Genomic DNA, 21,953 nt, shown 5'->3' with positions numbered 1-21,953 from the left:
AGAGGAGCCCATCGGCATGCCATTTGATCAGGAACTGATCGCCAGTTTACGCAAAGCCCTAGAAGCCACTCCCGACAACCCGCATTTACGCAAACATCTGGGAGATATCCTCATGGCCCAGGGCGACTTGGAAGCGGCTGAAACAGAGTACAGACAGGCCCTGCGTCTGCAAAGCCATGATCCGGCGATACGTTTGGCCTTGGCTGAAGTTTTTTTTAAACAGGAAAAACGTTCAGCAGCCCAAGTTCTGCTTGAAGACTTGCTCTCAGAGCCCCGTCCCCCCGTGGGTGCGTATCTACTCAGCGCGCACCTGATGGCGCAAAAAGGGGATATAGGTGCAGCCACCCACCACTACCTCAAAGCCCGTGAACTGCAACCCGGTTTGCAGGACAACCAACTGGAAAGCATGATCCCCTTTTACGAACCGCCAGACGAAATGCCCACACTTTATGAAATAGCCCCCCCAGAACTGCCCTTGGAAAAGGTTCCGGCACAAGACTTTAATGCAGTTCAAGGCCCCCTTCCGTTGGAAAAACCCGATTTGGATTTTTCAGATATTGGGGGCATGCAAACGATCAAAGAAGAAATTGAAATCAAGATCATTCATCCCCTCAAACACCCTGAACTCTATGCCGCCTATGGAAAGTCTGCTGGGGGAGGAATCTTGATGTATGGCCCGCCAGGCTGTGGCAAAACCCATTTGGCCCGTGCCACGGCAGGTGAAGTACAGGCTTCGTTTCTCTCAGTGGGCATCAACGATATTCTCGATATGTGGCTAGGCCAAAGCGAAAAAAATCTGCATGAAATCTTTGAACAAGCCCGCAAAGCCACTCCCTGTGTTCTGTTCTTTGATGAAGTAGACGCCTTGGGGGCCAGTCGCAGCGATATGCGTCAAAGCGCAGGCCGACACCTGATCAACCAGTTTTTAACCGAACTGGATGGCATTCAGGCTCAAAATGAAGGGGTTCTGATTCTGGCTGCGACCAATGCGCCCTGGCATCTCGACACAGCTTTCCGCCGTCCCGGCCGCTTTGACAGGGTCTTGTTTGTTCCTCCTCCCGATCTTGAAAGCCGTGAAGCGATTTTAAATCTGCTTTTGGCAGGTAAACCTATTGAAAAAATCAACGCTTCTGAACTCGCCAAAAAAACTGAGGGTTTTTCAGGCGCAGACCTCAAAGCCTTGGTCGATCGGGCGATTGAAACCCGTCTGCGCGAAGCGATCAAAACAGGAACCCCAACTCCCCTGCGCCAGAAAGATTTACTGACAGCCCTGAAGCAAACCCGCTCAACCGTCAAGGAATGGCTAACCAGTGCCCGCAATTACGCACTGTATGCCAATCAAAGTGGCTTTTATGACGATGTGCTGGAATATCTGAAGCTGTGATTCGCCCCTCTTTTGATCGGATCCATTTGCTGATTCAACAATCCCGCTACCGCCAAGCCGAGCAGGAATTGCGAGAGAGTCTGTTTCACAGCCCAGAGGAACCAATTGTACATGCCCTTCTGGCGCTTTGCCTGTCTGAACAGGACAAACTTGAAGAAGCCCTTCCTGCCGCCCATACGGCAGTCGCACTGGCCCCCGATTCGCCTTGGTGCCGCTATATTCTGGCAACAGTGCTGGGCCGTCAGGGCAAGCTGATTGCAGCCCGCGAGGTGATCCAGGAAGCCATCAGCCAAAATCCCAGTGATCCTGACTATTTTGCGCTCCTGGGCAGCCTGTATTTACAGGAAAGCCGCTGGCAGGAAGCGCTTAACTGTGCAGAACAGGGCCTGAGTCTTGAACCTGAACACGTCGTCAGCAGCAATTTACGCAGTATGGCCCTGATCAAACTGGGCAAGGGAGATGCTGCCTTAGCAGGGTTGGATTCAGCCCTGCATCAGGAGCCTGACAATGCGATAACCCATGCCAATCGGGGTTGGACTTTGCTTGAAAGGGGTCAGAATGAAGCAGCCCTTGAAGCCTTTCAAGAAGCCTTGAACTTGGATCCCAATCTGGATTGGGCGCGGGAAGGCCTGGTAGAAGCCCTAAAGGCCCGCTATTTGCTCTATCGTCTGATGCTCAAATATTTTTTTATGATGGGCCGTTTAAGACGTCGCAACCAGTTTTTTGTGATGATTGGCCTGCTTTTGGGGCTGCGTCTGCTGCGCTTTATTTTTCCACCGGCCTCACATCCCCTGGTCGGTGGCAGCCTGGTGCTTCTGTATTTGGGGTTTGTGCTCCTGACCTGGTTGGCAGATCCCCTGTTTAATCTGGTTCTGCGTCTGAATCGCTACGGGCGCTTGGCACTCAGCCAAGACCAAGTAGTCGCAAGTAATTGGTTGGGATCTCAAATCTGTCTGGGACTACTGCTTGGCGTGGCTGGCATTTTCATGAAATCCTGGCTCCTGATCGGAGCGGCTGGTTACAGCCTGGCCATGATGATTCCTGTGGCAGGAAGCTTTGCTGCCTCAGACACCCGTTCACGCCAATTTCTCAGTTATTATTCAATACTTTTGGCAGTATTGGGAGGCCTGGGTTTGGGAGCCTGGGCGTTTCATCTTAGCTCAGTCGCTACCGTATTGCTTTTGGCCTTCCTACTTGGTTGGGTGGGCTTCTCCTGGACAGCCAACCTATTGCCCTGGCGCTAGATCAATTGACCTTTTTCAAAAAACAGGTTTTTAAAACCAGGGTGGTATTGTTGATCCGGCCTTCTACGTGCTCAGAATTATCTGTCAGGCGAATATTTTTTACAGTGGTTCCCCGTTTGGCAACAAAAGAGGTTCCTTTCACATCCAAATCTTTGATCAGGCTAACCGTATCCCCCTCTGCAAGAGGCGTTCCATTGCTATCTCGAAAAATCAGGGCATTTCCACCCGATATCGCCTGAGCCCACTCCAGTACAGCCTCGTCCAGATACACCTGTTCGAGCAGATCCTGGGCCCAACCCTGCTCCTGTAAATTTTGCAATTGTCGCCAGGCCAAAACCTGTACGGCTGGAGTTTCACTCCAAACAGCCTCATTCAAACAACGCCAATGGTTGGGCTCAATTGCTTCAGGATTTTCAAGTTGCTCAAGACAGGTCTCACAAATCATCACGCATTTTTCAAACTCAGGATCTTTTACAGGTGGAACCTCATAGATCTCAAGCGAAGTGCTGGCCTGACAGATTTCACAACGGGACTTTGCGCGCTTTGCTAAATCTTTGCCAAAAGCCTGGAGTTCAGCTTTACGGGCTTCATGAATTTCTCGTTTACTGGCCATATTTACCTCTGAATTTACACCTCATGCCCTCTTTTGGACAGGTAAACTCAGCCTAGCATAGCAAGACCTGATTTGGGGGAGAAACGCCCCTCAACGCTCAAGCAGTTGAACGGCAAACTTGCACTGCTGCTATCTGCGACGCCGGAACAACCACCCCAAAAGTAAAAATCCGACAGCAACCAGCCCCATTCCAGTTGAAACCCGCTGTCGAATAACCTGCAGACTGGGCTTTGTGCGGGGCAGAGGTTGGATCGGCAAAACCCTGAAATGATCCTGATTGAGCACAAATTGGGTAATGATATCTTCAATCTGTGCGGCATGGGTCGGCAGCATATCGTGCCCGGCCCGCAAAAGCTCGATCACAGAAACCTGGGGATGCCGCAAAGCAGCTTCTAGACGGCGTGCGTGTTGAGGGGCATTCAAATGATCCTCAAGCGGAATGAGCAGACGAACAGGCACTTGATACTGTTGAATATGGCGCAAGGCCCTGCGAGAGGTATACCCCAAATAAGCCATGATTTGCCCCAAAATATTACGCGCCCCATAGGCTTTTAAATCCTGTTCAAGATTGGCACGCCAGCGTTGGTAGAGCAAGGGTTCTGTCTCCGCCAGATTCTGGCCTGATGCGGTCTTGCTGCCCAAAAGATAAAGAACGGTTTGCAGACGTTTATCGGGCTTTGCGCCCAAGGCTTTCGCCAATCTCAAGAACCCGTCACGGCTCAGTCGGGCCAGCCCTGTGCCGGCATGCCCAGGTGCAAGCAGAACCAAACCACGCAAGACTTCTCGGGGCAGGCGCTGGCTCAGTTCAATGGCCACCAAGGCGCCTAAACTGTGTCCCACTAAAAAAACAGAGGGGTGCTTGAGCGCCCAGAGCACCTCGCGGATACGTTCCGCCAAAACGGGCACTTGCCAGGATATTTTTTCATTTTCAGCAATCCCCGCCCCAGGCCAATCGAAACAGAGAATATCAAAGCGTTGAGAAAGGGCAAGCCCCAAATCCAACCAGGCGCGATGTGTCCGCGCCAATCCAGGCAAAAGAACCAGTAATTCACGCCCGGTGGGTTCAAACCGGTTGTGAATTTCCTGGCCATTGCGCAGAACTAAAAAAGGCAGCATGGAAAGCGTTTATTGGGGTTCAAAGGCGCGCGCCTTGCCCCCACCGTAATGTGATTGCATTTGTGGGGCAAGATGGTCACTGGCCTCAAGGCCTTTGCCAAGACAGACTGAAATATGGCCACTGGGACTGTTTCCCTTCGCCCAAACGACGATGGTTCCGGGCTTTAATTTGCTTAAATCATGGGGCACAGAAACTTCGCGAAAGCGAGGGTGTGCAGCCAGTTGTTCAGCCGCCATCCAGGCATGCATTCCCGAAAGAAAGGCGGGCACCTGATTTTCAATCGCTTCAGCTACAGCATTATAGCATTGCCCCACCGTTCCACGGGCAGAAGCAATCTTTTCGGCTTCCTTGGCAATTCTTTTGGCCAAAGGAGAGCCTTCAGTCTGTGCTTTTTCTAAAGCCTTGAGCGTCGTCGGGCCGACGACGCCGTTGGTTTGAATTTCCCATGCCTTTTGAAAGGCTTTCACTTGGTCAGCTGTTGTCTTGCCATAAATACCGGTTGAAGCAACGCCAAAACCCACCTGGGTTAAAAGCTTCTGAACGGTTTTTACACTTTCACCCTCTTCTCCTGACGTCAGGATCCGGCCCGCATAAATTTCAGCAAAACTCGGCGCTTGCACTGATTCTTCCAAAAAGGCCAGTTGCGCTTGGGCCTTGGCCAAGGGCGGCGGGTTAAAAATCTGTTTGGGGGCCAGCAAAACAGGGGGTTCTGTCGCTTTTGCTTGAGGAACATCAGGGCGAATCAGCCATTCTGGGCGGGATTGATACTGAAAGACCGAAAAATCAGAAGAAAGCGCTGTAGACATGGTGGGTTGACTCCTCGAATGAGATAAGGCGCATATCCCCTCTTTCCTGCACGTGAATACCCAGACTAAAGATTTAAAAACACAATGTTAATCTAATTTTTACTTTTAAAGCCCTAAATACCATATTCTTAACCAAAACAAAAAACTTGATAAACAATACTTAAATATAAATAATATTTAAATCGAATAATCTCCTGCTTCTGCGTGAATCCAAGTCCATTTCTGCTGTCTGCTCATTTTTTTCAGGCGACATTCCAATTGCGCCGCTGTGCGGCGGTCAGGCAAAGCCTGGCTAAGCCAGACTTGCACCACAGGCAGGCGGGAACGGGTATAGCGTGCCCCCCGTGGGCCACCCAGATTGTGCTCTTGAAGCCGACGCTCAGGATCTGTGGTTAAACCGGTATAAAGCGTTTGATCCGCACAGCGCAGAATATAGACGTAGTACATGGCAGACTTCAAGTTTGAAAAGGCGCTTCTGAGGAAGGTAAGCGACCCTCTAAGCGGCTGACAACCACAACGGCCGTAATATCTCCTGTCACATTTAAAACCGTACGCGACATATCCAAAAGACGATCCACCCCATAGATCATGGCAATGCTCTCACCCGGTACGCCCAAAGAGATCAGAATACTGACAATCAGAGGCAAAGACCCGCCTGGAACCCCAGCCGTTCCCACCCCCGCCAAAATCGACAGCATCACCACCAAAATCTGCTGCATTAGACTGAGGTGAACCCCAAAACACTCTGCCAAAAAAAGAATCGTAATGCCCTCAAAAAGCGCCGTGCCATTTTGATTGCCGGTACTGCCCACGGTCAAAACAAAACGGGAAATATCGGGCGGCATCATGAGTTCTTCCTGGGTCACACGCAAAGCCGTTGGCAGTGTGGCATTGCTGGAACTGGTTGAAAAAGCAGTTAGCATGACTTCACGGATACCTTTAAAAAATTTCAGGGGAGAATACCCTGCCATTTTCAGGATCAGGGAATAAACCCCAAATTGTTGAATCACCAAAGCGAGCAGCACCACGCCCACATATTGCAGCAGCAACTGCAAGATTCCCAAACCCAAATTCGATACCAGTACAAACAGAAGTGAAGCTACGCCAAAGGGAGCCAGGCCCATGCCAAAGCCAATTCCCTTCATCACCATTTCATACACCCCTTCCAAGAAATCTTTGACGGGTTGTACTTTGGCGGGCTCTGAGGCAGAAAGCGCAAGCCCCAGAATCACCGCAAAAAACATCACGGCCAACAAGCCGCCTCCGCTATAGCTGGGGTCAAAGGCTCGGGCCATATCCTCTACGGGGTTTTTCGGCACCAACGAGACCAAGGTTTCAGTTAAACTGCGCTCTGGAATGGCTTGCGCTTTTTCCTGAATACCTGCTGCCGTGCTTGCAAATTTTTGCAGCAAAAACTGACGATCTGAAGCTTTGATCCCCTGCGCAGGGTGGATCAAATTAAACAAACTCAGCCCCACCACCACCGAAATGGCAGAAGCAACCAAACTGTAAACCAAAGTTTTGAGCCCAATTCGGCCGATTTTTTGCAGGTTTCCCAATTCGGCCACCCCCAAAATCAGGGCGGAGAGCAAAAGCGGAATCACGAGCATGAAAATCATGCGCAGGAATAAATCCCCCACGGGCTTTATCCAGGCCACCAAGAGAGCAACAGTATCCGGGCTCAGGCCCATAAATTGCACAAGCGCCCCAGCGAGTATGCCAACTAACATGCCAATGAATATACGGGTGTGCAGGGGAATAGATTTCATGAAGTTTCCTGTTTACTTTTCTGCTGTATGATACGATAATGCAGCCATAAACCCAAATCGGGCAGACTGAGATGAAAGGCGGTCAGAAGATGATTTGTCAGGTCAATCTTGATACGATACAGCTGGCTGATAGCCTGATTCGCCCAGTGGCAAGGGTTACACCGGTTTTGGAATCGACCCGGCTCAGCCAAAAAATCGGGGTACCGGTCTGGCTCAAGCTCGAAAATTTGCAGCGCACAGGCTCGTTTAAAATTCGGGGTGCCTTTTACAAACTCAATCAACTGGCTGAAAGTGGTCAAGTTAAACAAGTGATGGCCATTTCGGCGGGCAATCATGCCCAAGGCGTAGCTTTGGCAGGAAGTTTAACGGGAATCAACAGCACGATCTTCATGCCCGCAGATGCGCCCCTGGCAAAGGTACAAGCCACCCGCAATTATGGCGCAGAAGTGATCTGCATTGGCAAAAGTTTTGATGAAACCCGTGAACACGCCATGGAATGGCTGGAACAAAACCCAGTTACCTTTATCAGCCCCTTTGATGACGATGATATTATTGCCGGGCAGGGCACCTGTGGTTTGGAAATCTTTCAGCAGGTACCAGAGGTAGAAACAGTCGTGGTTCCTGTCGGAGGGGGAGGCCTGCTCTCAGGCATCGCCCTGGCACTCAAACAGCTCAAACCCTCGATTCGTCTGATCGGTGTTCAGGCCCGGGCCTCCTCTTCACTTTATCAATCTTTTCAGCGTAAAAAACTGATTCTGGCCCCTTCAGCCCCCACCATCGCCGATGGAATCGCAATCAAAAAACCCGCGCAACGCAATTTTGAAGTGCTTCGCCAGTATGTCGATGAAATGGTCCTGGTCAGTGAAGAAGAATTGAGTGATGCCCTTTATTTCGCCATTCAATACAAGCATCTGATTGCTGAAGGGGCAGGGGTAGCCGGTCTGGCGGCCCTGCTGAGCGGAAAAATCGCTTCCCAGGGCCCCACGCTGGTGGTCTTGAGTGGAGGCAATATTGATGTCAAACTGCTGGACTCGATTATCAACAAAGGCATGATGCGCGGCGGGCGCTTTTTAACCTTTAAAACCCTGATCGCCGATTCTCCAGGTTCGCTGAAAAAAGTACTGAACTTGCTCGCTCTGCAAAAATCCAATGTTCTGCATATTGAACACGCCCGTTTTCGCTCAGATATCCCCTTGGGCACCACAGAAATAGAAGTTGAGATTGAAACCCGCGACCATACCCATGCCAGCGAAATCGTTGCCGCACTGGAAGACAAGGGTTATCACGTTCAACGGCTATAATCAATAGACAAGCCCGACGGGCTCCAGTATTCTGAAAGCATGTCCACCTTACGAAAATACCGAATTCCCATTGGCTTGCTGGTACTGGCCCTTTTGTTCAGTCTTCCCTGGCTCAACTGGGCCTTTCAGCCAACGCATCCGCTCAAACTTTTAATTCTCGATAAAACGGTACCTGATCGCAGTTATCGTGAGCATGCAGCCTTGATCTGGAGCTTAAACCATTTTAAAATTCCCCATCCTGAACACCCTACCTGGGTCAAAGAAACAGATTATTTGGGCTATACCCCTGAAAACCCTGTTACAAAAAAACCTGGCTTTGGCGAAAAGCTGAAAGCAGAGGCCTTAAAGGACAAAGATTTACTCTTTATTGCTGACAGCTATGGGGTGTATAGCCAAGACGAGGCTGAAGCCAAACGTGAAAAAGCACCCGATTACAGTCGCAAACTGTATGGGGGCTTAGACGATCAGGAAGTCGATCTGATTGAAAACTTTCTCAACCAGGGCAAGGCCTTGATTGCAGAATTCAATACCTTTGCCTCCCCTACCCGTGGTGCAGCCCGCAAACGCCTGGAAAAGCTCCTCAATCTAAATTGGACAGAGTGGAGTGGCCGTTATTTTGAAAAGCTTGAACACCCCACTGAAATTCCGGCCTGGGCACGGCGCAATTGGAAACAACAGTCGGGTTCAGAATGGAACTTTAAAGGGCCAGGCTATCTTTTGGTAAACGAAAACAGCCGGGTGGTCGTGCTGGAGTTTGGAAAAGAGGTTTTACCTGAGGGGCTGCGAATTTACAAAGCCTCCCATCACCCTTTTATGAAAGACTTTGGCGATGAGGTCCCCTTTTATTATTGGTTTGATATTCTGAAAGTTCAACCCGGCAGTCAGGTTTTGGCAGAATATCGTTTGAATTTGACCGATCAGGGTCATGCCTTGCTGAAAAAAGAGGGAATTCCGGCGCAGTTTCCGGCGATTGTCTTAACTGAAACCCCCAGTTTACGACTTTATCTGGCAGGCGACGCTTCCGACAGCGCCCTGGATTTGGGCAGCCCTAGCTGGTCAGGTCGCCAGACCTGGTTCAAGAATTGGCCCTTAGACAGCCCCAATCCTGAACAGATTGATTTTTTCTGGCGTTGTTATATCCCACTCATGCGCAATGTCTATGCCTATCTCAGTCAGCATTACTCCCATTGAAAAGGAAAGCCCATGAAAACACCCGACTTCAGTCAAGTTAAGCTCAAGGAAATCAACCGCTGGATGCAAAATACAGCGGCAGAATCTTTGGGCATTGAAGTGATCAGCACAGGCACAGACTGGATCGAGGCCCGCATGCCCGTCGATCAGCGCACCCACCAACCGGCAGGTCTTCTGCATGGGGGAGCTTCTGTGCTCTTGGCAGAAACCCTGGGCAGTATAGCGGGCTCCCTCTGTGTGGATCGCGAAAAACAAGCGGTGGTGGGGGTAGAAATCAATGCCAACCATTTGCGCGGCGTGAGAGACGGATGGGTGATCGGGCGCGTCAGCCCTTTGCACCTGGGCAGAACCACCCAGGTTTGGGAAATCAGAATCCGTGACCAGGCGGATAAATTGGTCTGTATCAGCCGATTGACGATCGCGGTGATTCAGCTGCCCACCGCTTGAAAATGCTGATCAGTATACGTCGCCACACCCCTGGATTGGGGCTGGCTATCCTTGTTGCTTTGCTTGCGCTTTGGCTGGCCCACTGGCCCAGTTTACAGAAACTGATCCCCCTCAGCCCGCTCATGCTCGCCATCGCAATCGGCTTTGTGCTGGGCAATCTACGCCCTCTGCCAGCAACCACCAAACCCGGTTTAACCTTTGCTCTTAAGAAACTACTGCGTTTGGGTATTATCCTCTTGGGTTTTAAAATCAGCCTGGGCCAAATTCAGAGCATGGGTTGGCAAGGTCTGTTCTTGGTAACGCTCTGTGTGGCTGCCTGTTTTGGTTTTACCCTCTGGCTGGGAAAGAAAATGGGGCTCAACCCCAAACTGACCCTCCTGATGGCCTCTGGGACCTCGATCTGTGGTGCCTCGGCGATTGTTGCGACCGATGCCATGATCGAAGCCGAAGAACAGGATGTGGCCTATGCCGTGGCAGGAATTACCCTCTTCGGCACCCTGGCCATGGTTTCCTATCCCCTGCTGCAGATGCTGCTTCATTTATCCTTGCAAAGCTATGGTCTGTGGGTGGGCTCCTCGATCCATGAGGTGGCCCAAGTCGTGGCTGCGGGTTTTGCCCATGGCGAACAAAGTGGAAAACTTGCCACCCTGGTAAAAATGACACGGGTGGTTTTCCTGGTGCCTGTCAGCTTGGGGCTTTTGGCCTGGAGCTTCAAGGGAAGAATGCAGACGGCGCAGGCCAGCCTGAAAAAAATCCCCCTGCCCTGGTTTGTCTTGCTTTTTGTTGTTATGATTGGTCTGAATTCTCTGCAGGTTTTGCCCAAAGAATGGGTACAGGGCCTGATCGAAGTTGATCAATGGCTCTTGACCGTCTCCATGGCAGCCTTGGGAATTGAAACCCGTCTGGACAAGCTCCGGGCAACGGGCTTAAAACCCCTCTGGCTGGGACTGGCAGCATCTCTGTTCATCTCTTTGCTGAGCCTTTCTCTGCTGAACCTGCTCTATCCTTCAGTTTAAAAGGGAGTTTTTATGGAATTGTCTGCCGCTCAACTCGAACGCCTCAAAGCCTGGCGCACCTCGACCTTTATGGTGATGCTTTTTGGCTATGTCGGCTATTACCTGATCCGCCAAAATCTCTCTGCAGCCTTTCCGCTCATGAGCCAGGTTTTTCATTACAGCAATGCAGAATTGGGCCTGATTGCCGCCACTTCTGAAATTGCCTATGCGATTGGCAAATTTATCAATGGCCCGTTGGGCGATAAAATCGGCGGCAAAAAGATTTTTCTTTTGGGCATGGCAGGCGCTATAGTCTGCAATCTGCTCTTTGCCTTTGGCTCAACGCTAATCTACTTCATTGTGATTTGGTGCATTTGCCGCTACTTTCTCTCGATGGGCTGGGGCGGGATCGCCAAAACGATTGGCGCCTGGTATGAGCCTGAAAAAAATGGCACCGTGATGGGCTGGATCAGCCTCAATTTTCAGTTCGGCGGTGTGGTGGCCACACTCTTTGCGGGATATCTGGTCAGTCAGGGGCACAGCTGGGACAAACTCTTTATTTACCCTGCGGCCGTGGTCTGCGGGGTGTGGATCTGGTCCTTTTATGCCTCCAAAGAAACCCCTTCCGATGTGATTCCCGGTGCCTCCTTTCATTCTGAAGACCCCTCTAAAAAATCGCTGGCCAAATTCGACGATCAAGCAGAACTCAAAGTGACTGAGATTATTCTGACCCTGCTGAAAATGCCGGTCTTTCGGCACCTTTTGATTTACTCTTTTATTACCACTTTTCTGCGCTCGATTTTCTTTTTCTGGACACCCAAATTTTTGGTGGATATTGGCATGAGTTCTTCAACCGCCATTTTTCAATCGGCGGTATTTCCCTTTCTGGGTTGTATTGGCACTGTCCTCTTGGGTTGGTATACCGATAAATTTGCCCCCAATGGCGACCGCGCCAAAGCCATGGCCGTCATGTTGATCGGGCTGTTTTTCAGCTTGCTGGTGATTACCTTGATGGCAGGAAGCGGCGCAAGTGGGCATTTGCTGATCGTGATCATGCTGGGCCTGAGTGGCTTTTTTCTGCTGGGGCCCTATTCCATGTCGAGCGGAGCACTGACTTTGGACATTGCGGGCTCTAAAGGGGCTGGTTCCTGCACGGGCCTGATCGATGGGGTGGGCTATATCGGGGGGGCTTTGGCCACCTGGGGCGCAGGTCTGCTCTCCGATATCCTGGGCTGGTCTCAGGTCTTCGCCATTCTGGCGGCCTTTTCGCTGCTGGCGATTGGTTCGGCCCTGATGATGTCCTACCATTTCCGCAAAATGCGGCTCTCGGCTTAATTTGGCCCAGAACCTGATCCCCATCGGCTATATGGCCAAACGGGTGCTGTTGCGGCCCGACTGGCTGAAAACAACACGGGTGACGGAGATTTATTCCGTCAGCCCGTGTCTGTCTCCAAACTTTGCAGATTTTATCCCCTATTGGCAGCACAATGGCTGGTGGTTTTTTGATTCACCCAAAATCATCAAAGACCTGGCGCAGGCACAGGCCATCGATTTGACCGAGACCACCCTGTTTTACTATGAGGCCTATCCTCTGCAAGCAAACACAGAAACGGGAGTCTGGGAAAGTTTTGCGCCTGAGCCCAGCTTTAAAACAGAGCTCCAGGTTCCCCAACAAAAACAGCTAAGAGGTTTTGACCTGGTTTCTTTCAACTGTCAAACCAGCCCAGAATGTTCCTACCTTTCCTGCAACCAAATGGCCGATCAGATTCAGGTGAATTCCTTTTGTCTTTTAGAAAGTCTTGAAAGCGCAAAAAATCTACTTAAATCAGGTGCTTTTAAGAACTGTGAACCCGGCCCCTGTCGGATATTTGCGGTGTATACCCTGCCCGATACTTTCTGGCCGGGTTAAGGCAGAAAAATTTCCGGTTCAAAGCGGATACAGGCAAAAAACTCACTCCAGGAAGCACTGAAACCCGCATTGCCGCCACTGCCCAAATGAAACTGCTGGCGAAAACCCAGTTCACCGCCGAGATAAGGCAAAAACCGCCCATACCAGCTAAAGCCCAAATGAAAAATGCTCATATTACTGGGAAAATTTGCAGTTGTGGAATCGGTCATCACGGGGGTGAGGGGATAAGCGGCCAGATTGACAAAGAGAAAGAGTGGAAAAGGCAAGGTATCGTCAAAGCGTGCTGCCAATTGCGTGCCCAGGCCAAAACCCAAGCGGTTCTGATTGACCTGGTAATAGATCGCCTTGTCTTCGAGCACGCGATCATTGAGATTGAATTGAGAAGACATGCCCAAATAGGGAGCAATTTCAATCCGATCTTTCATCAATTTAAAGAAATAGCCAATTCCCGCATCTAAAAAATGCGTATACCGGCCATAAAGCTCACCCGTACGTTGGTTTTTTACGGGTTGAGACAGAAAGGTATAGTCCATAAAGACAAAGGCATTTTTCAGGTTGCCTTCTTTAAAGCGGTACATGCCGCCTATTCTGGGCTCGTGGTAAACCACGCCGCCCGCAGTGATCTCTCCCAAATCGGTATCGGGCAGGGTCAGTTTTTCACCGAAAAGGTCAATCTGATAGCCCAGACGCACATAGGTTCGCATCACGGGCTCGTGTGCTTCCTCAGGCAGGGAAGAAGGGGGTTCAAGTACCAGCGGCTGAGGTTCAGAGCCATCAGAGGTTTCAACCTGCGCAAAAACAGGCTGAATCACAGCAAGAAAGCAAAAAACCAGACCCCAAAGCATTGCCTGTTTCAAGTTCACATCCTCAAATTAATCAGCAGTCTTGAATTACTATACAAGATTCCCCCTTAAGATTCAAAGCCTCAAATTCAAGAGCAAGATTTAGCCCAAACTTAAACAGCTTTGCCTGGAAAAATTCCCCTCAAATTTGCTATGAATAAACTATCGGTTCAAGGGGGAAGATTTCATGGCTGTACAGGAAGAGCAGATTTATCTGATTACCTATCTACAAAATGGCCTGCAGATGCGGGATCGTTTTTTTGAAGAAGCAGAACCTGCCCGGCAGCATTTTCACTTTCTCTCTCAGATGTTTCCTGAAGCGCAGGTCAAGCTGCACGAAATTTCACTGAAAAAAAGACTGAAACAAAACTGCTGCAGCGTCTGTTATTAAACCTCTCCAGCTTCTTTCGCATGATTGAAGCCGCCCCAAAGAAAAACACCCAGGGCCTTTCATCGGCTATACTGTAACTTCCTGATTCAATTCAAAAATTTACCTGGAAAATTGCATGCACCTTTTTCATCCTCACTTGGAAAGTTTTCAAACGCTCGACCCCCAAGCCCGTGAGCTGATGCGTAAAAGCATTGCTTTTTTTGAAAACAAAGGCCTTGCCAAAATCAAAGCCGATGATCGTGAGCGCGTGTGGTATGCAGATATTCTTGAATTTTTTAAGCAGGAACAGATTTTTGCAAACCTGCTCACACCAGAACCCTATGGCGAAAAGGGCGCCTGCTGGGATACCAACCGGATCTGCGCCTTTAACGAAATCTTGGGGTTTTACAGCACTTCCTATTGGTATACCTGGCAGGTCAGTATTCTCGGTTTGGGTCCGATTTGGATGAGCAGCAATGAGAAGGTCAAACGTCAAACAGCAAAATTCCTAAAAGCAGGCGGAATATTTGCCTTTGGGGTCTCCGAAAAAGAACACGGGGCAGATCTCTATGCCAGTGAAATGGCCCTGAGCCCAGACACACAGGGGCATTTTCTTGCCAATGGCCGCAAATATTATATTGGCAATGGCAACCAAGCCGCCTATGTATCCACTTTTGGCAAGCGAACAGACCAAAATGACTATGTATTTTTTGTAGCTGAAACCTCTCGACCTGAATATCTCTGCCATAAAAACCTGATCAATTCCCAAAATTTCATCGCTGAATTTGAACTAAAAAATTACCCTGTAAAGGCCGAAGAAATCCTCTCTTCCGGTGATGAAGCCTGGAATACAGTCTTGAACAGCATCAATATTGGCAAATTCAATTTGGGCTTTGCCGCCATCGGCATGTGTACCCATGCCTTTTATGAAGCCATCAACCACGCCTCGCACCGCCGCCTGTTTGACCACTGTGTCACTGATTTTGTGCATATCCGGCAATTGATGATGGATGCCTATTGCCGTCTGGTAGCCATGAAAGCCTTTTCCACCCGCAGCATTGATTATTTCAGAAACGCCTCAGCTGAGGATCGCCGTTACCTCTTGTATAACCCCATGGTCAAAATGAAAGTCACGACCCAGGGGGAAGAAGTCATGAATCTGCTTTGGGATGTGATTGCCGCCAAGGGATTTGAGAAAGAAACCTTTTTTGAAATGGCCGTCAGGGATATTCGCGGGCTGCCCAAACTTGAGGGCACGGTGCACGTCAATATGGCCTTGATTATCAAATTTATGAAAAATTATTTTTTTAATCCCCAGGCCTATCCTGAAATCAAGCCCGTGACCAGCCCCCGCAATGACGATTTTCTCTTTCAGCAGGGCAGCACCAAAGGCCTGAGTAAAATCCGCTTTCACGATTACCGTCAGACCTATGCCCGCAAAGATTTAGCCAATCTGCGTATTTTCAGAAAACAAATCAACAGGTTCCGGCAATGGTTGGTACTGGCTCCCCCCACACCTGAACAAATCAAAGATATAGATTTTCTCTTGATTGTGGGTGAATTGTTTACCCTGGTGGTCTACGGGCAATTGATTCTCGAAAACAGCCTGGGCTTAGAAGATGATCTCTTGGATCAGATTTTTGATTTTATGATTCGCGATTTTTCAAAATTTGCCCTGCAATTGTACAGCAAAACCAGCAGTACCAAACGTCAGCAATGGCTCAGCCTGCGCATGATTGCAAAACCCACGGTCAACCCGGAACGCTTCGAAAAGATCTGGAAAAACCAGGTCTTTGCCTTGAAAGACAGCTACACCATGCAAGGGGCCTAAACGCCCGCAGACCATTTAAACTTTTCGCCAGCGAAAGAGACTGGCTCCCAAACTGAGAAAAACCAGCGTCATGCTCAGCAAAAGCAGCAGAGTTCCTGAAACCTGCGCCAGGCCCGCGCCATCATTCATGACCTGGCGCATGCCACGAATCATATGGGTCAGGGGAAAGAGCAAAGCCAGCTTTTGCAGCCACTCAGGCGCACCCTCAAGTGAAAACCATACCTCAGAAAAAAACATCATCGGCCAGGTAAGTAGATTGATCAAGCCTCCGGCCAACTCTTCAGATTCCGTTCGCGCAGCCACCACCAAGCCCAGCGAAATCAGACTGGTCGACCCCAAAATAAACAGCAAAACCAAAGCCAACCACGAACCCCGCACTTCAAAATGAAACAAAAGCAGGGAGCCCCCGAACAGAATCAGGGTATTGCAGATTATTAAAAAGAGGCGAGAACTGAGTTGTGCCGCTAAAAACTCAAAGGCTGTCAGAGGTGTGGCGCTCAAACGTTTGAGCATGCCATTTTTTCGGTAGCGCACAATCACATAGCCCACCCCAAAAACCGCTGAGAACATGATATTCATGCCCAACATGCCTGGAAAAAACCAGTCAAGGTAGGGAACTTCCAAGCCTTTGAGGGTTTCTCGTCTGAAAAGTGGAGGGGGCGGCGGGCGCGCTTCCCGCACTTCCAATTCCCGAATCACGAGTTTTTCTGCCACGCTGCTTTTGGGCGAAGTTTCACTTAAAAAATAGACGGGGGGTTGAGGCGAAGTGTCTAAAACCAAATCCAGCTTGTGGTGCGCCAGCTTATCGCGGGCCTGCTCCAGATTTTCAATCAAAACCACCTCGATCAAGGGAAGGGTTTTGAGGGTGGCCTGCCATTGAACAGACTGGCTGCCCACCAGACCAATCTTGGCCTGGGCGGGGGGATGTTCACGATCAAAGGTAAAACTGAAACCCACCAGCATCAGAAAAGGAAAGAGAAAGCTCCAGGCCAAAGTGCCCCGATCGCGAATAAATTCGTAATTCCGGGCCACAAAGATACTCCAGAAACGCTCAAAGCTTTTGGAAAACTTATTCACGCAAACTCCGTCCTGTCAGCACCAAAAACACATCTTCGAGATTGGGCGTGTGAATGCTGATCTCGTTCAGGGCAATTTCTCTGCGCAAAAGTTCTTGGATACAGGCATTGGCCTCGGTTGCACGAATTTCAAGTCCCTGTTGGTGTTCCAGTACTGGCCAGGGAAAATCCTTCAGAGCCTGGGTCTGAGCGGGTAAAATCACCGAAACATAGGGGCAATGTTCTTGAATCAATTCACGGGGCGTTCCACTGGTTAAAATCAGGCCTTGATCCACAATCGCCACCCGATCACAGAGCAATTGGGCCTCATCCATATAATGGGTTGTCAAAACCAAGGTTTTTCCCCTGCGTTTGATTTCAAGCACTGCCTCCCAGAGATTGCGGCGGGCTTGCGGATCCATACCCGTGGTAGGCTCATCCAAAAAAACCAGATCGGGATCATTGAGCAGTGCCAAAGCCAATAAGAGACGCTGTTTTTGCCCCCCAGAAATTTTACGGTTATCGCGATCTAATAATTCTTTTAACTGACAGATTTCAATAATTTCGGCAAGTGGGGCCTGGCGTGTATACAAACGGTGAAAGGTTTTCAGGGTTTCACCCACGCTCAGATATTGGGGCAATTCTGTACTTTGAAATTGAATACCGACTTCTTCTTTAAAATGGGGGCCACGGGCAACGCCCTTATAGCGTATTTCCCCCGAACTGGGAGAGAGCGTATCTTCAATCATTTCAAGGGTCGTGGTTTTGCCCGCCCCGTTGGGGCCCAGCAAGCCCAAACACATGCCTTGCTCCAGCTCAAAACTGATGCCCCGCACGGCCTCCACCCCGCCAGGATAGACCTTGACCAAATTTCGAACCGAGAGCAGGGGCTCGCTCACACAGTTTCCTGCTGAAGTTTTCGGGCCTGGGCATCCTGTAAGAAAACAGCCAATTCCTGGCCGCCCAGCGAACTCTCAAACAGAAGATGTTTCTGTTGGCGCAAAGTTTGAATCCAGGCTTGGCGCAATTCAGGGTTTTGCGCCAGGGCCAGGGCCTGTGTGACATAGTCTTCAAGCGAAGTGGCCAGGCCCGTCTGTATGCCCAGGGTTTGATACAGGGCCTGTACCACCCGGCCCCTGAGAAATTCTCCTGGCCAGGAGACCATCGGCACCTCAGCCTGCAAAGCGAGATAGGCCGTGGTGCCCAAACCAAAGGGAAAAGGATCCAGAACCAGATCAAAATGGGGAAGCAATTCCTGAAAGCGCTCAGCACTTTGCCAGGGCAGAAGATGCATGCGTTCCGAATCTGGCCCCAAAAGCTCTTGCCAACGCGTCTTGAGAATGGCTGCAATCTCAGGCGATTGATCTTGAAAACAGAGGATTTGAGCCTCTGGATCTGCTGCGAGCAAGGCTGCAAAAACCTTGTCAAAACCGGGATGCAATTTAAACAGGGTGACAGGGCAGGCGTAAAGCCGGCCAGCGGGCAGACCTGTCTGAGCACGCTCGATCACAGGGTGCTGTGCTTGATTGGGGAAATTGACAAGGGGGTGATCTAAAAGTACAAGCGGCTCCTGGTAATGCTGCTGGGCATCAGGGCCTTCAAGCACTCGAGATGAAATAAAACCATCCAAACTCTTCAGACCCGAAGTCACAGGGTGACCCGGCAAGAGATACTGCAAGGGAGCCAGACGGTTCTGAGCCAATAAAAAGCCAAAGGGCTCCATGCCCAAATCTGTATAGATCAAGATATCCAGTTCTTGGGCCTGAATTTGTTCCTGGGCTTGAGCAAGTACTTCAGAAAGGGGCAAAACGGCAGCAATTGCTGCTTGAAATCTGCCCGGCATCAAGTCCTGACGCGAGCCTGGCACCTGAAACAAGAGATGAACAGTCCCTTTGGGAAAATTATTCAATACAGGCAAAAAGCACTGGGCAACTGAATGGGTATGAAAATAACGGGAAACCCAACCCACACGCAAATTTTTCTCGCGTGGGCGTTTTTCTTGCAAAGGGGAAAGCGCTGGCACATGGGGCTGAATCAAGCGGGCCAGACGCTGCATAATCTCGAGGTCGTTCTGGCCTTGATAGGCCAGGTAAAAAGGATACCAATCCATTTCATGCAGACGCCTGAAGCTCAAATTTGCCTGTTCGGCTTCAAGTGTCTCCAACTTGGCTGTCAATTGATCGCGCCATTGGTTCAATTCGGCTTCACTGCGATAGACCACAGGCAGATAAAAGGCACGCATCAAGGCAATGGTGCCATCCGGGTCGAGTTCATAGGCCTGATCAAGGCAGCCCAAGGCCTCACTGTCTCGCCCCAAACGCTGCAAACAGAAAGTCTTTTTGAGCAGGGCACTGACCCTCAAGGTGCCAGAATATTTTACAATCACAGAAAAAAGCGCTTCTGCTTGCGTAAAATCACCCTTAAGCAAAGCATTCATTCCGGTTTGAAAATAGGTTCTTTCCAGCGAAGCGTCAATGTTTAAAGCTTGAAGACAGTGATAGGCAAACAGATCATACTGCCCGAGCGGTAAAAACAGCTGACCGAGATTGAGATGGGCAGGGGCAAATTCGGAATTGATTTCAAGCGCCTTAAAAAAATAACCGCTGGCCAAATCTGGCAGCCCCTGCAGAGTGGCTATCACGCCCAAATTGTTATAGACCTCTTGAATAGCGGGGTCCAGCTCCAGCACATGGGTATAATGATCAATCGCGTTCTCGAAGTCTCCCCATTTTTGGCAGATTTCGCCCAAATGATACCAGGCTTCTTTACAGTCTGGATAATCGCGAACAATGGATTCAAAGGCCTGACGTGACGTCAGTATTTCGCCTGCTTGCAGCGACTTCAGAGCTTCAATAAACGAGGATTCCAAAGAGGGTATTTCAGATGCGTTCATGCAGGCATTATAACGCTATTTTCTCAATTGGTTTTTATGAAATTTGAACAGAAGGAAGGGAAATGCCTGCGGCACAATACAGAGGTTCAAAACTTTCACTTCAGTTTGAGGCCTTGATGACCCAAGAGATGAAAACAGCGTTGGTAACCAAGGCCTGTTCTGGATTTGGTTTTATACTGTCGAAAGGCACTTGAACAGAGGTTGGAGAATGGATCAACTCAATCGTCAAATTTTAGGCAAATTTTTAACGCAGTCAGAAAAAAACAGTCCTGAATCAAGCCTGACGTAACTCTTGAAGTGTCAGCAAGGCCTGCTTTTCTTCTCCCTGGAGTTGATAATCTCTGCTTGCAAGTTTTGCTTCCAGCAGGTTTTTCCACTCAATCGCCACTTGATTGCAGATCTTGAAGCGCTGCTCCAGCTCTGAATTGGGTTTGAGACTTGAACGCAAAAGATAACGACGGGAGAGCAGATACTCCCGCCAAAACTGGCGGTTTAAGACTTGCAGTGCTTCAGCCAAAACTGCAGCTTCACAATTTTCAGTGCGCAAGCGTGTCAACGCCACGATCAGGCCATTCCAATCACCGACTTCTCGCTTGGCCTGGGTCATGAAATCTGATTCCAATTCGGCCACATAGATACAGACATAGCCGATGGCCAAATACCCAGCCTGCAACATCAGCCCCCACCCCAAGGGACGGAGCAAAGGCAAAAAGCTCAAGCCGGCTCCCAGAACAAAATTCAGGATTAAAAAGGGTTTGAGCCAAGCAGGATACGCAATCTGCCTCATCGCCCTCCCCCAATAACACCCGCTGGCGGCTCCAGGTTTTTATCGTAAACCCAAAGCGTGTGCGGATATTTTTCAAAATAATTCCGCTCGTATTCCTTCATTTTGCCGGCCAAAATTCGGAAATTGAGATTGATCACATAAAAATACGAAGGGCCATAATCAGGCGTGGTTTTGGATACTCTGCCATCACAGAGGAAATGGCTTGAAAAGCCACAGCCATAATACAGACCCAAATAGAGTACCAAGGGCCAGAACTGGTGTTGGTAACAAGACATCCACAGGGCCCAGGGCAAGAGGGGAATGGAAACAAAGGAACCGAAAAAATGCATTCGCAAGACATCCTGATTGAGATGCAAATAGAGAAAATAGTCTTCAAAATTATCAAAATCGGCATAACTATAAGTATTGATATGTTTTTGCCGAAAAGCACGTGAGGTAGTGGCTTTCATTCTCCCTGCCTCACAGTTTGCAGCTCAGGGGCAATCCGCAACGCCGAAAAGCGGTAAAGCAAGGTAAACAAAGCGGCATTGCCCACTGAAAGTGCCCCATATAGCAGAGGGATCCAACTGATCTGTAGAACGGTTTCACGGGGAAGATTGAGGCTGATAATCGCAAAAGCCAAGGGTGCGTTTTGAATCCCTGTTTCAAAGGAGAGCGTGCGGGCAATCCGCTGCTCAAAGTGCAGGCCCCGACTGAGTAAATGCGCAAAGAAAATACCACTCAAACTCAAGAGCCCTGTCGCCACAAAGACACGCAGGTCTTCTTTTTGTAAAAGCTCAAGAATTTTGGGCCCCCAAATCACCAACATGATGCCAATCGAAACATAGCCGATCCAAGCTCCCACTCTTTCTGTTCGCTTTGCCCACCCTTCAGATTTTGCACGTATCAAATAGCCAATCCCAGCGGGCAGAAGAGCGGCAAAGAGGGTGACGATTAAATTAGGCAAAGGCAGCTGCAAAGAGCCCGAAATACCCAATGAACCTCCAAACAAGGCCAAGAGCAGAGGAGTCATGAAAAAAGCCAGGCAGGTGGTCAGAGAAGTCAGAAAAATACTCAAGCTGACATCTGCCTTGGCAAAATAGGTGAACATATTCGAAGTGGTTCCGCCAGGGCAAGTGGCAATCAGCAGCAAAGTGCCCGCAGCAAGTGGTGGCAGGTTCAAGGTCAAAATCCAGACACAGGCCAAACTGGGAAGCAAAAGATATTGCAGGCCCAAACCTGCCAGAATCGCTTTTTTGTCTTGCCACACGGCAAGAATATCTTTTTTTTCAATCGAAGCCCCAATGCCAACGCTCAAGCAGAAAAAAGATAAAAAAAGCAAAACCTGTTCAAGAGAACTGAGCATAAAATCCTATTTTTCATCACTTCTTGGAATGAACCAGTGTACACAGCTTTTATC

General features: G+C 49.7%; 22 protein-coding genes. 10 read left to right on the top strand and 12 right to left on the bottom strand.

Features of this window, described 5'->3' with window-relative positions:
• Nucleotides 1-16 precede the first annotated feature (16 nt).
• The gene (locus COW20_01900) at nt 17-1,384 is read left to right on the top strand and encodes a cell division protein (GenBank protein ID PIW50680.1); all 1,368 of its coding nucleotides are present in this window, start codon (nt 17-19) and stop codon (nt 1,382-1,384) included.
• On the top strand, nt 1,381-2,628 hold the full coding sequence (locus COW20_01895) for a hypothetical protein (protein ID PIW50679.1): 1,248 nt from the start codon (nt 1,381-1,383) through the stop codon (nt 2,626-2,628). The genes COW20_01900 and COW20_01895 overlap by 4 nt, the downstream gene beginning before the upstream one ends.
• A 1-nt stretch (nt 2,629) precedes the next feature.
• Here COW20_01895 and COW20_01890 read toward each other — a convergent pair whose 3' ends face one another.
• The 5 genes from COW20_01890 to COW20_01870 form a co-directional block, all read right to left on the bottom strand.
• A complete protein-coding gene (locus COW20_01890) occupies nt 2,630-3,241 on the bottom strand; it encodes a PhnA domain protein (protein ID PIW50678.1) in 612 nt (203 codons plus the stop codon).
• 129 nt (nt 3,242-3,370) lie between these two features.
• Nucleotides 3,371-4,357, bottom strand: coding sequence for a hypothetical protein (locus COW20_01885; GenBank protein PIW50677.1), 987 nt, complete (start codon nt 4,355-4,357; stop codon nt 3,371-3,373).
• Between the two features lie 9 nt (nt 4,358-4,366).
• Entirely contained in the window at nt 4,367-5,164 is a 798-nt protein-coding gene (locus COW20_01880) for a hypothetical protein (protein ID PIW50676.1), read from the bottom strand.
• A gap of 177 nt (nt 5,165-5,341) precedes the next feature.
• Entirely contained in the window at nt 5,342-5,611 is a 270-nt protein-coding gene (locus COW20_01875) for a hypothetical protein (protein PIW50675.1), read from the bottom strand.
• An 8-nt stretch (nt 5,612-5,619) separates the two neighbouring features.
• Complete coding sequence (locus COW20_01870) at nt 5,620-6,933, bottom strand: dicarboxylate/amino acid:cation symporter (GenBank protein PIW50674.1); 1,314 nt, start codon at nt 6,931-6,933, stop codon at nt 5,620-5,622.
• 71 nt (nt 6,934-7,004) lie between these two features.
• On the opposite strand from COW20_01870, the gene COW20_01865 reads away from it, so the two are divergent.
• Genes COW20_01865 through COW20_01840 form a run of 6 tightly spaced genes read left to right on the top strand, consistent with a single transcriptional unit; the run spans nt 7,005 to nt 12,776 of the window.
• Nucleotides 7,005-8,234 (top strand): threonine ammonia-lyase, encoded by a 1,230-nt coding sequence (locus COW20_01865; protein ID PIW50673.1) that lies wholly within the window; start codon nt 7,005-7,007, stop codon nt 8,232-8,234.
• Between the two features lie 39 nt (nt 8,235-8,273).
• Nucleotides 8,274-9,425 (top strand): hypothetical protein, encoded by a 1,152-nt coding sequence (locus COW20_01860; GenBank protein PIW50672.1) that lies wholly within the window; start codon nt 8,274-8,276, stop codon nt 9,423-9,425.
• Between the two features lie 12 nt (nt 9,426-9,437).
• Nucleotides 9,438-9,872, top strand: coding sequence for a thioesterase (locus COW20_01855; protein PIW50671.1), 435 nt, complete (start codon nt 9,438-9,440; stop codon nt 9,870-9,872).
• Between the two features lie 2 nt (nt 9,873-9,874).
• Entirely contained in the window at nt 9,875-10,888 is a 1,014-nt protein-coding gene (locus COW20_01850) for a YeiH family putative sulfate export transporter (GenBank protein PIW50670.1), read from the top strand.
• A gap of 12 nt (nt 10,889-10,900) precedes the next feature.
• Entirely contained in the window at nt 10,901-12,202 is a 1,302-nt protein-coding gene (locus tag COW20_01845) for a hypothetical protein (GenBank protein ID PIW50669.1), read from the top strand.
• A gap of 13 nt (nt 12,203-12,215) precedes the next feature.
• Entirely contained in the window at nt 12,216-12,776 is a 561-nt protein-coding gene (locus COW20_01840) for a hypothetical protein (GenBank protein ID PIW50692.1), read from the top strand.
• Here COW20_01840 and COW20_01835 read toward each other — a convergent pair.
• Nucleotides 12,773-13,633 carry a hypothetical protein gene (locus COW20_01835; GenBank protein ID PIW50668.1) on the bottom strand — a complete coding sequence of 287 codons (861 nt, stop codon included), beginning with the start codon at nt 13,631-13,633 and terminating at the stop codon, nt 12,773-12,775. The genes COW20_01840 and COW20_01835 overlap by 4 nt on opposite strands.
• Before the next feature lie 172 nt (nt 13,634-13,805).
• Between COW20_01835 and COW20_01830 the strand changes: the two genes are divergently transcribed.
• Both COW20_01830 and COW20_01825 read left to right on the top strand, forming a co-directional pair.
• Nucleotides 13,806-14,009, top strand: coding sequence for a hypothetical protein (locus tag COW20_01830; GenBank protein PIW50667.1), 204 nt, complete (start codon nt 13,806-13,808; stop codon nt 14,007-14,009).
• A 115-nt stretch (nt 14,010-14,124) separates the two neighbouring features.
• A complete protein-coding gene (locus COW20_01825; protein PIW50666.1) occupies nt 14,125-15,819 on the top strand; it encodes an acyl-CoA dehydrogenase in 1,695 nt (564 codons plus the stop codon).
• 15 nt (nt 15,820-15,834) lie between these two features.
• Here COW20_01825 and COW20_01820 read toward each other — a convergent pair whose 3' ends face one another.
• The 6 genes from COW20_01820 to COW20_01795 form a co-directional block, all read right to left on the bottom strand.
• A complete protein-coding gene (locus COW20_01820; GenBank protein ID PIW50665.1) occupies nt 15,835-16,896 on the bottom strand; it encodes an ABC transporter permease in 1,062 nt (353 codons plus the stop codon).
• Nucleotides 16,889-17,827 carry an ABC transporter ATP-binding protein gene (locus COW20_01815; protein PIW50664.1) on the bottom strand — a complete coding sequence of 313 codons (939 nt, stop codon included), beginning with the start codon at nt 17,825-17,827 and terminating at the stop codon, nt 16,889-16,891. Before COW20_01815 ends, COW20_01820 begins: the two co-directional genes overlap by 8 nt.
• Entirely contained in the window at nt 17,770-19,767 is a 1,998-nt protein-coding gene (locus COW20_01810; GenBank protein PIW50663.1) for a hypothetical protein, read from the bottom strand. Before COW20_01810 ends, COW20_01815 begins: the two co-directional genes overlap by 58 nt.
• Nucleotides 19,768-20,041: 274 nt before the next feature.
• Complete coding sequence (locus tag COW20_01805) at nt 20,042-20,554, bottom strand: hypothetical protein (GenBank protein ID PIW50662.1); 513 nt, start codon at nt 20,552-20,554, stop codon at nt 20,042-20,044.
• A complete protein-coding gene (locus COW20_01800; GenBank protein ID PIW50661.1) occupies nt 20,551-21,003 on the bottom strand; it encodes a hypothetical protein in 453 nt (150 codons plus the stop codon). Before COW20_01800 ends, COW20_01805 begins: the two co-directional genes overlap by 4 nt.
• Nucleotides 21,000-21,899, bottom strand: a complete 900-nt coding sequence (locus tag COW20_01795) for a hypothetical protein (protein PIW50660.1) — start codon at nt 21,897-21,899, stop codon at nt 21,000-21,002. Before COW20_01795 ends, COW20_01800 begins: the two co-directional genes overlap by 4 nt.
• Between the last annotated feature and the right edge of the window lie 54 nt (nt 21,900-21,953).

The organism is bacterium (Candidatus Blackallbacteria) CG13_big_fil_rev_8_21_14_2_50_49_14, from assembly GCA_002783405.1.
Taxonomy (GTDB): domain Bacteria; phylum Cyanobacteriota; class Sericytochromatia; order UBA7694; family UBA7694.
The sequence above is the reverse complement of the archived record's forward strand: the minus strand, read 5'-3'. Positions and strand labels throughout refer to the sequence as shown.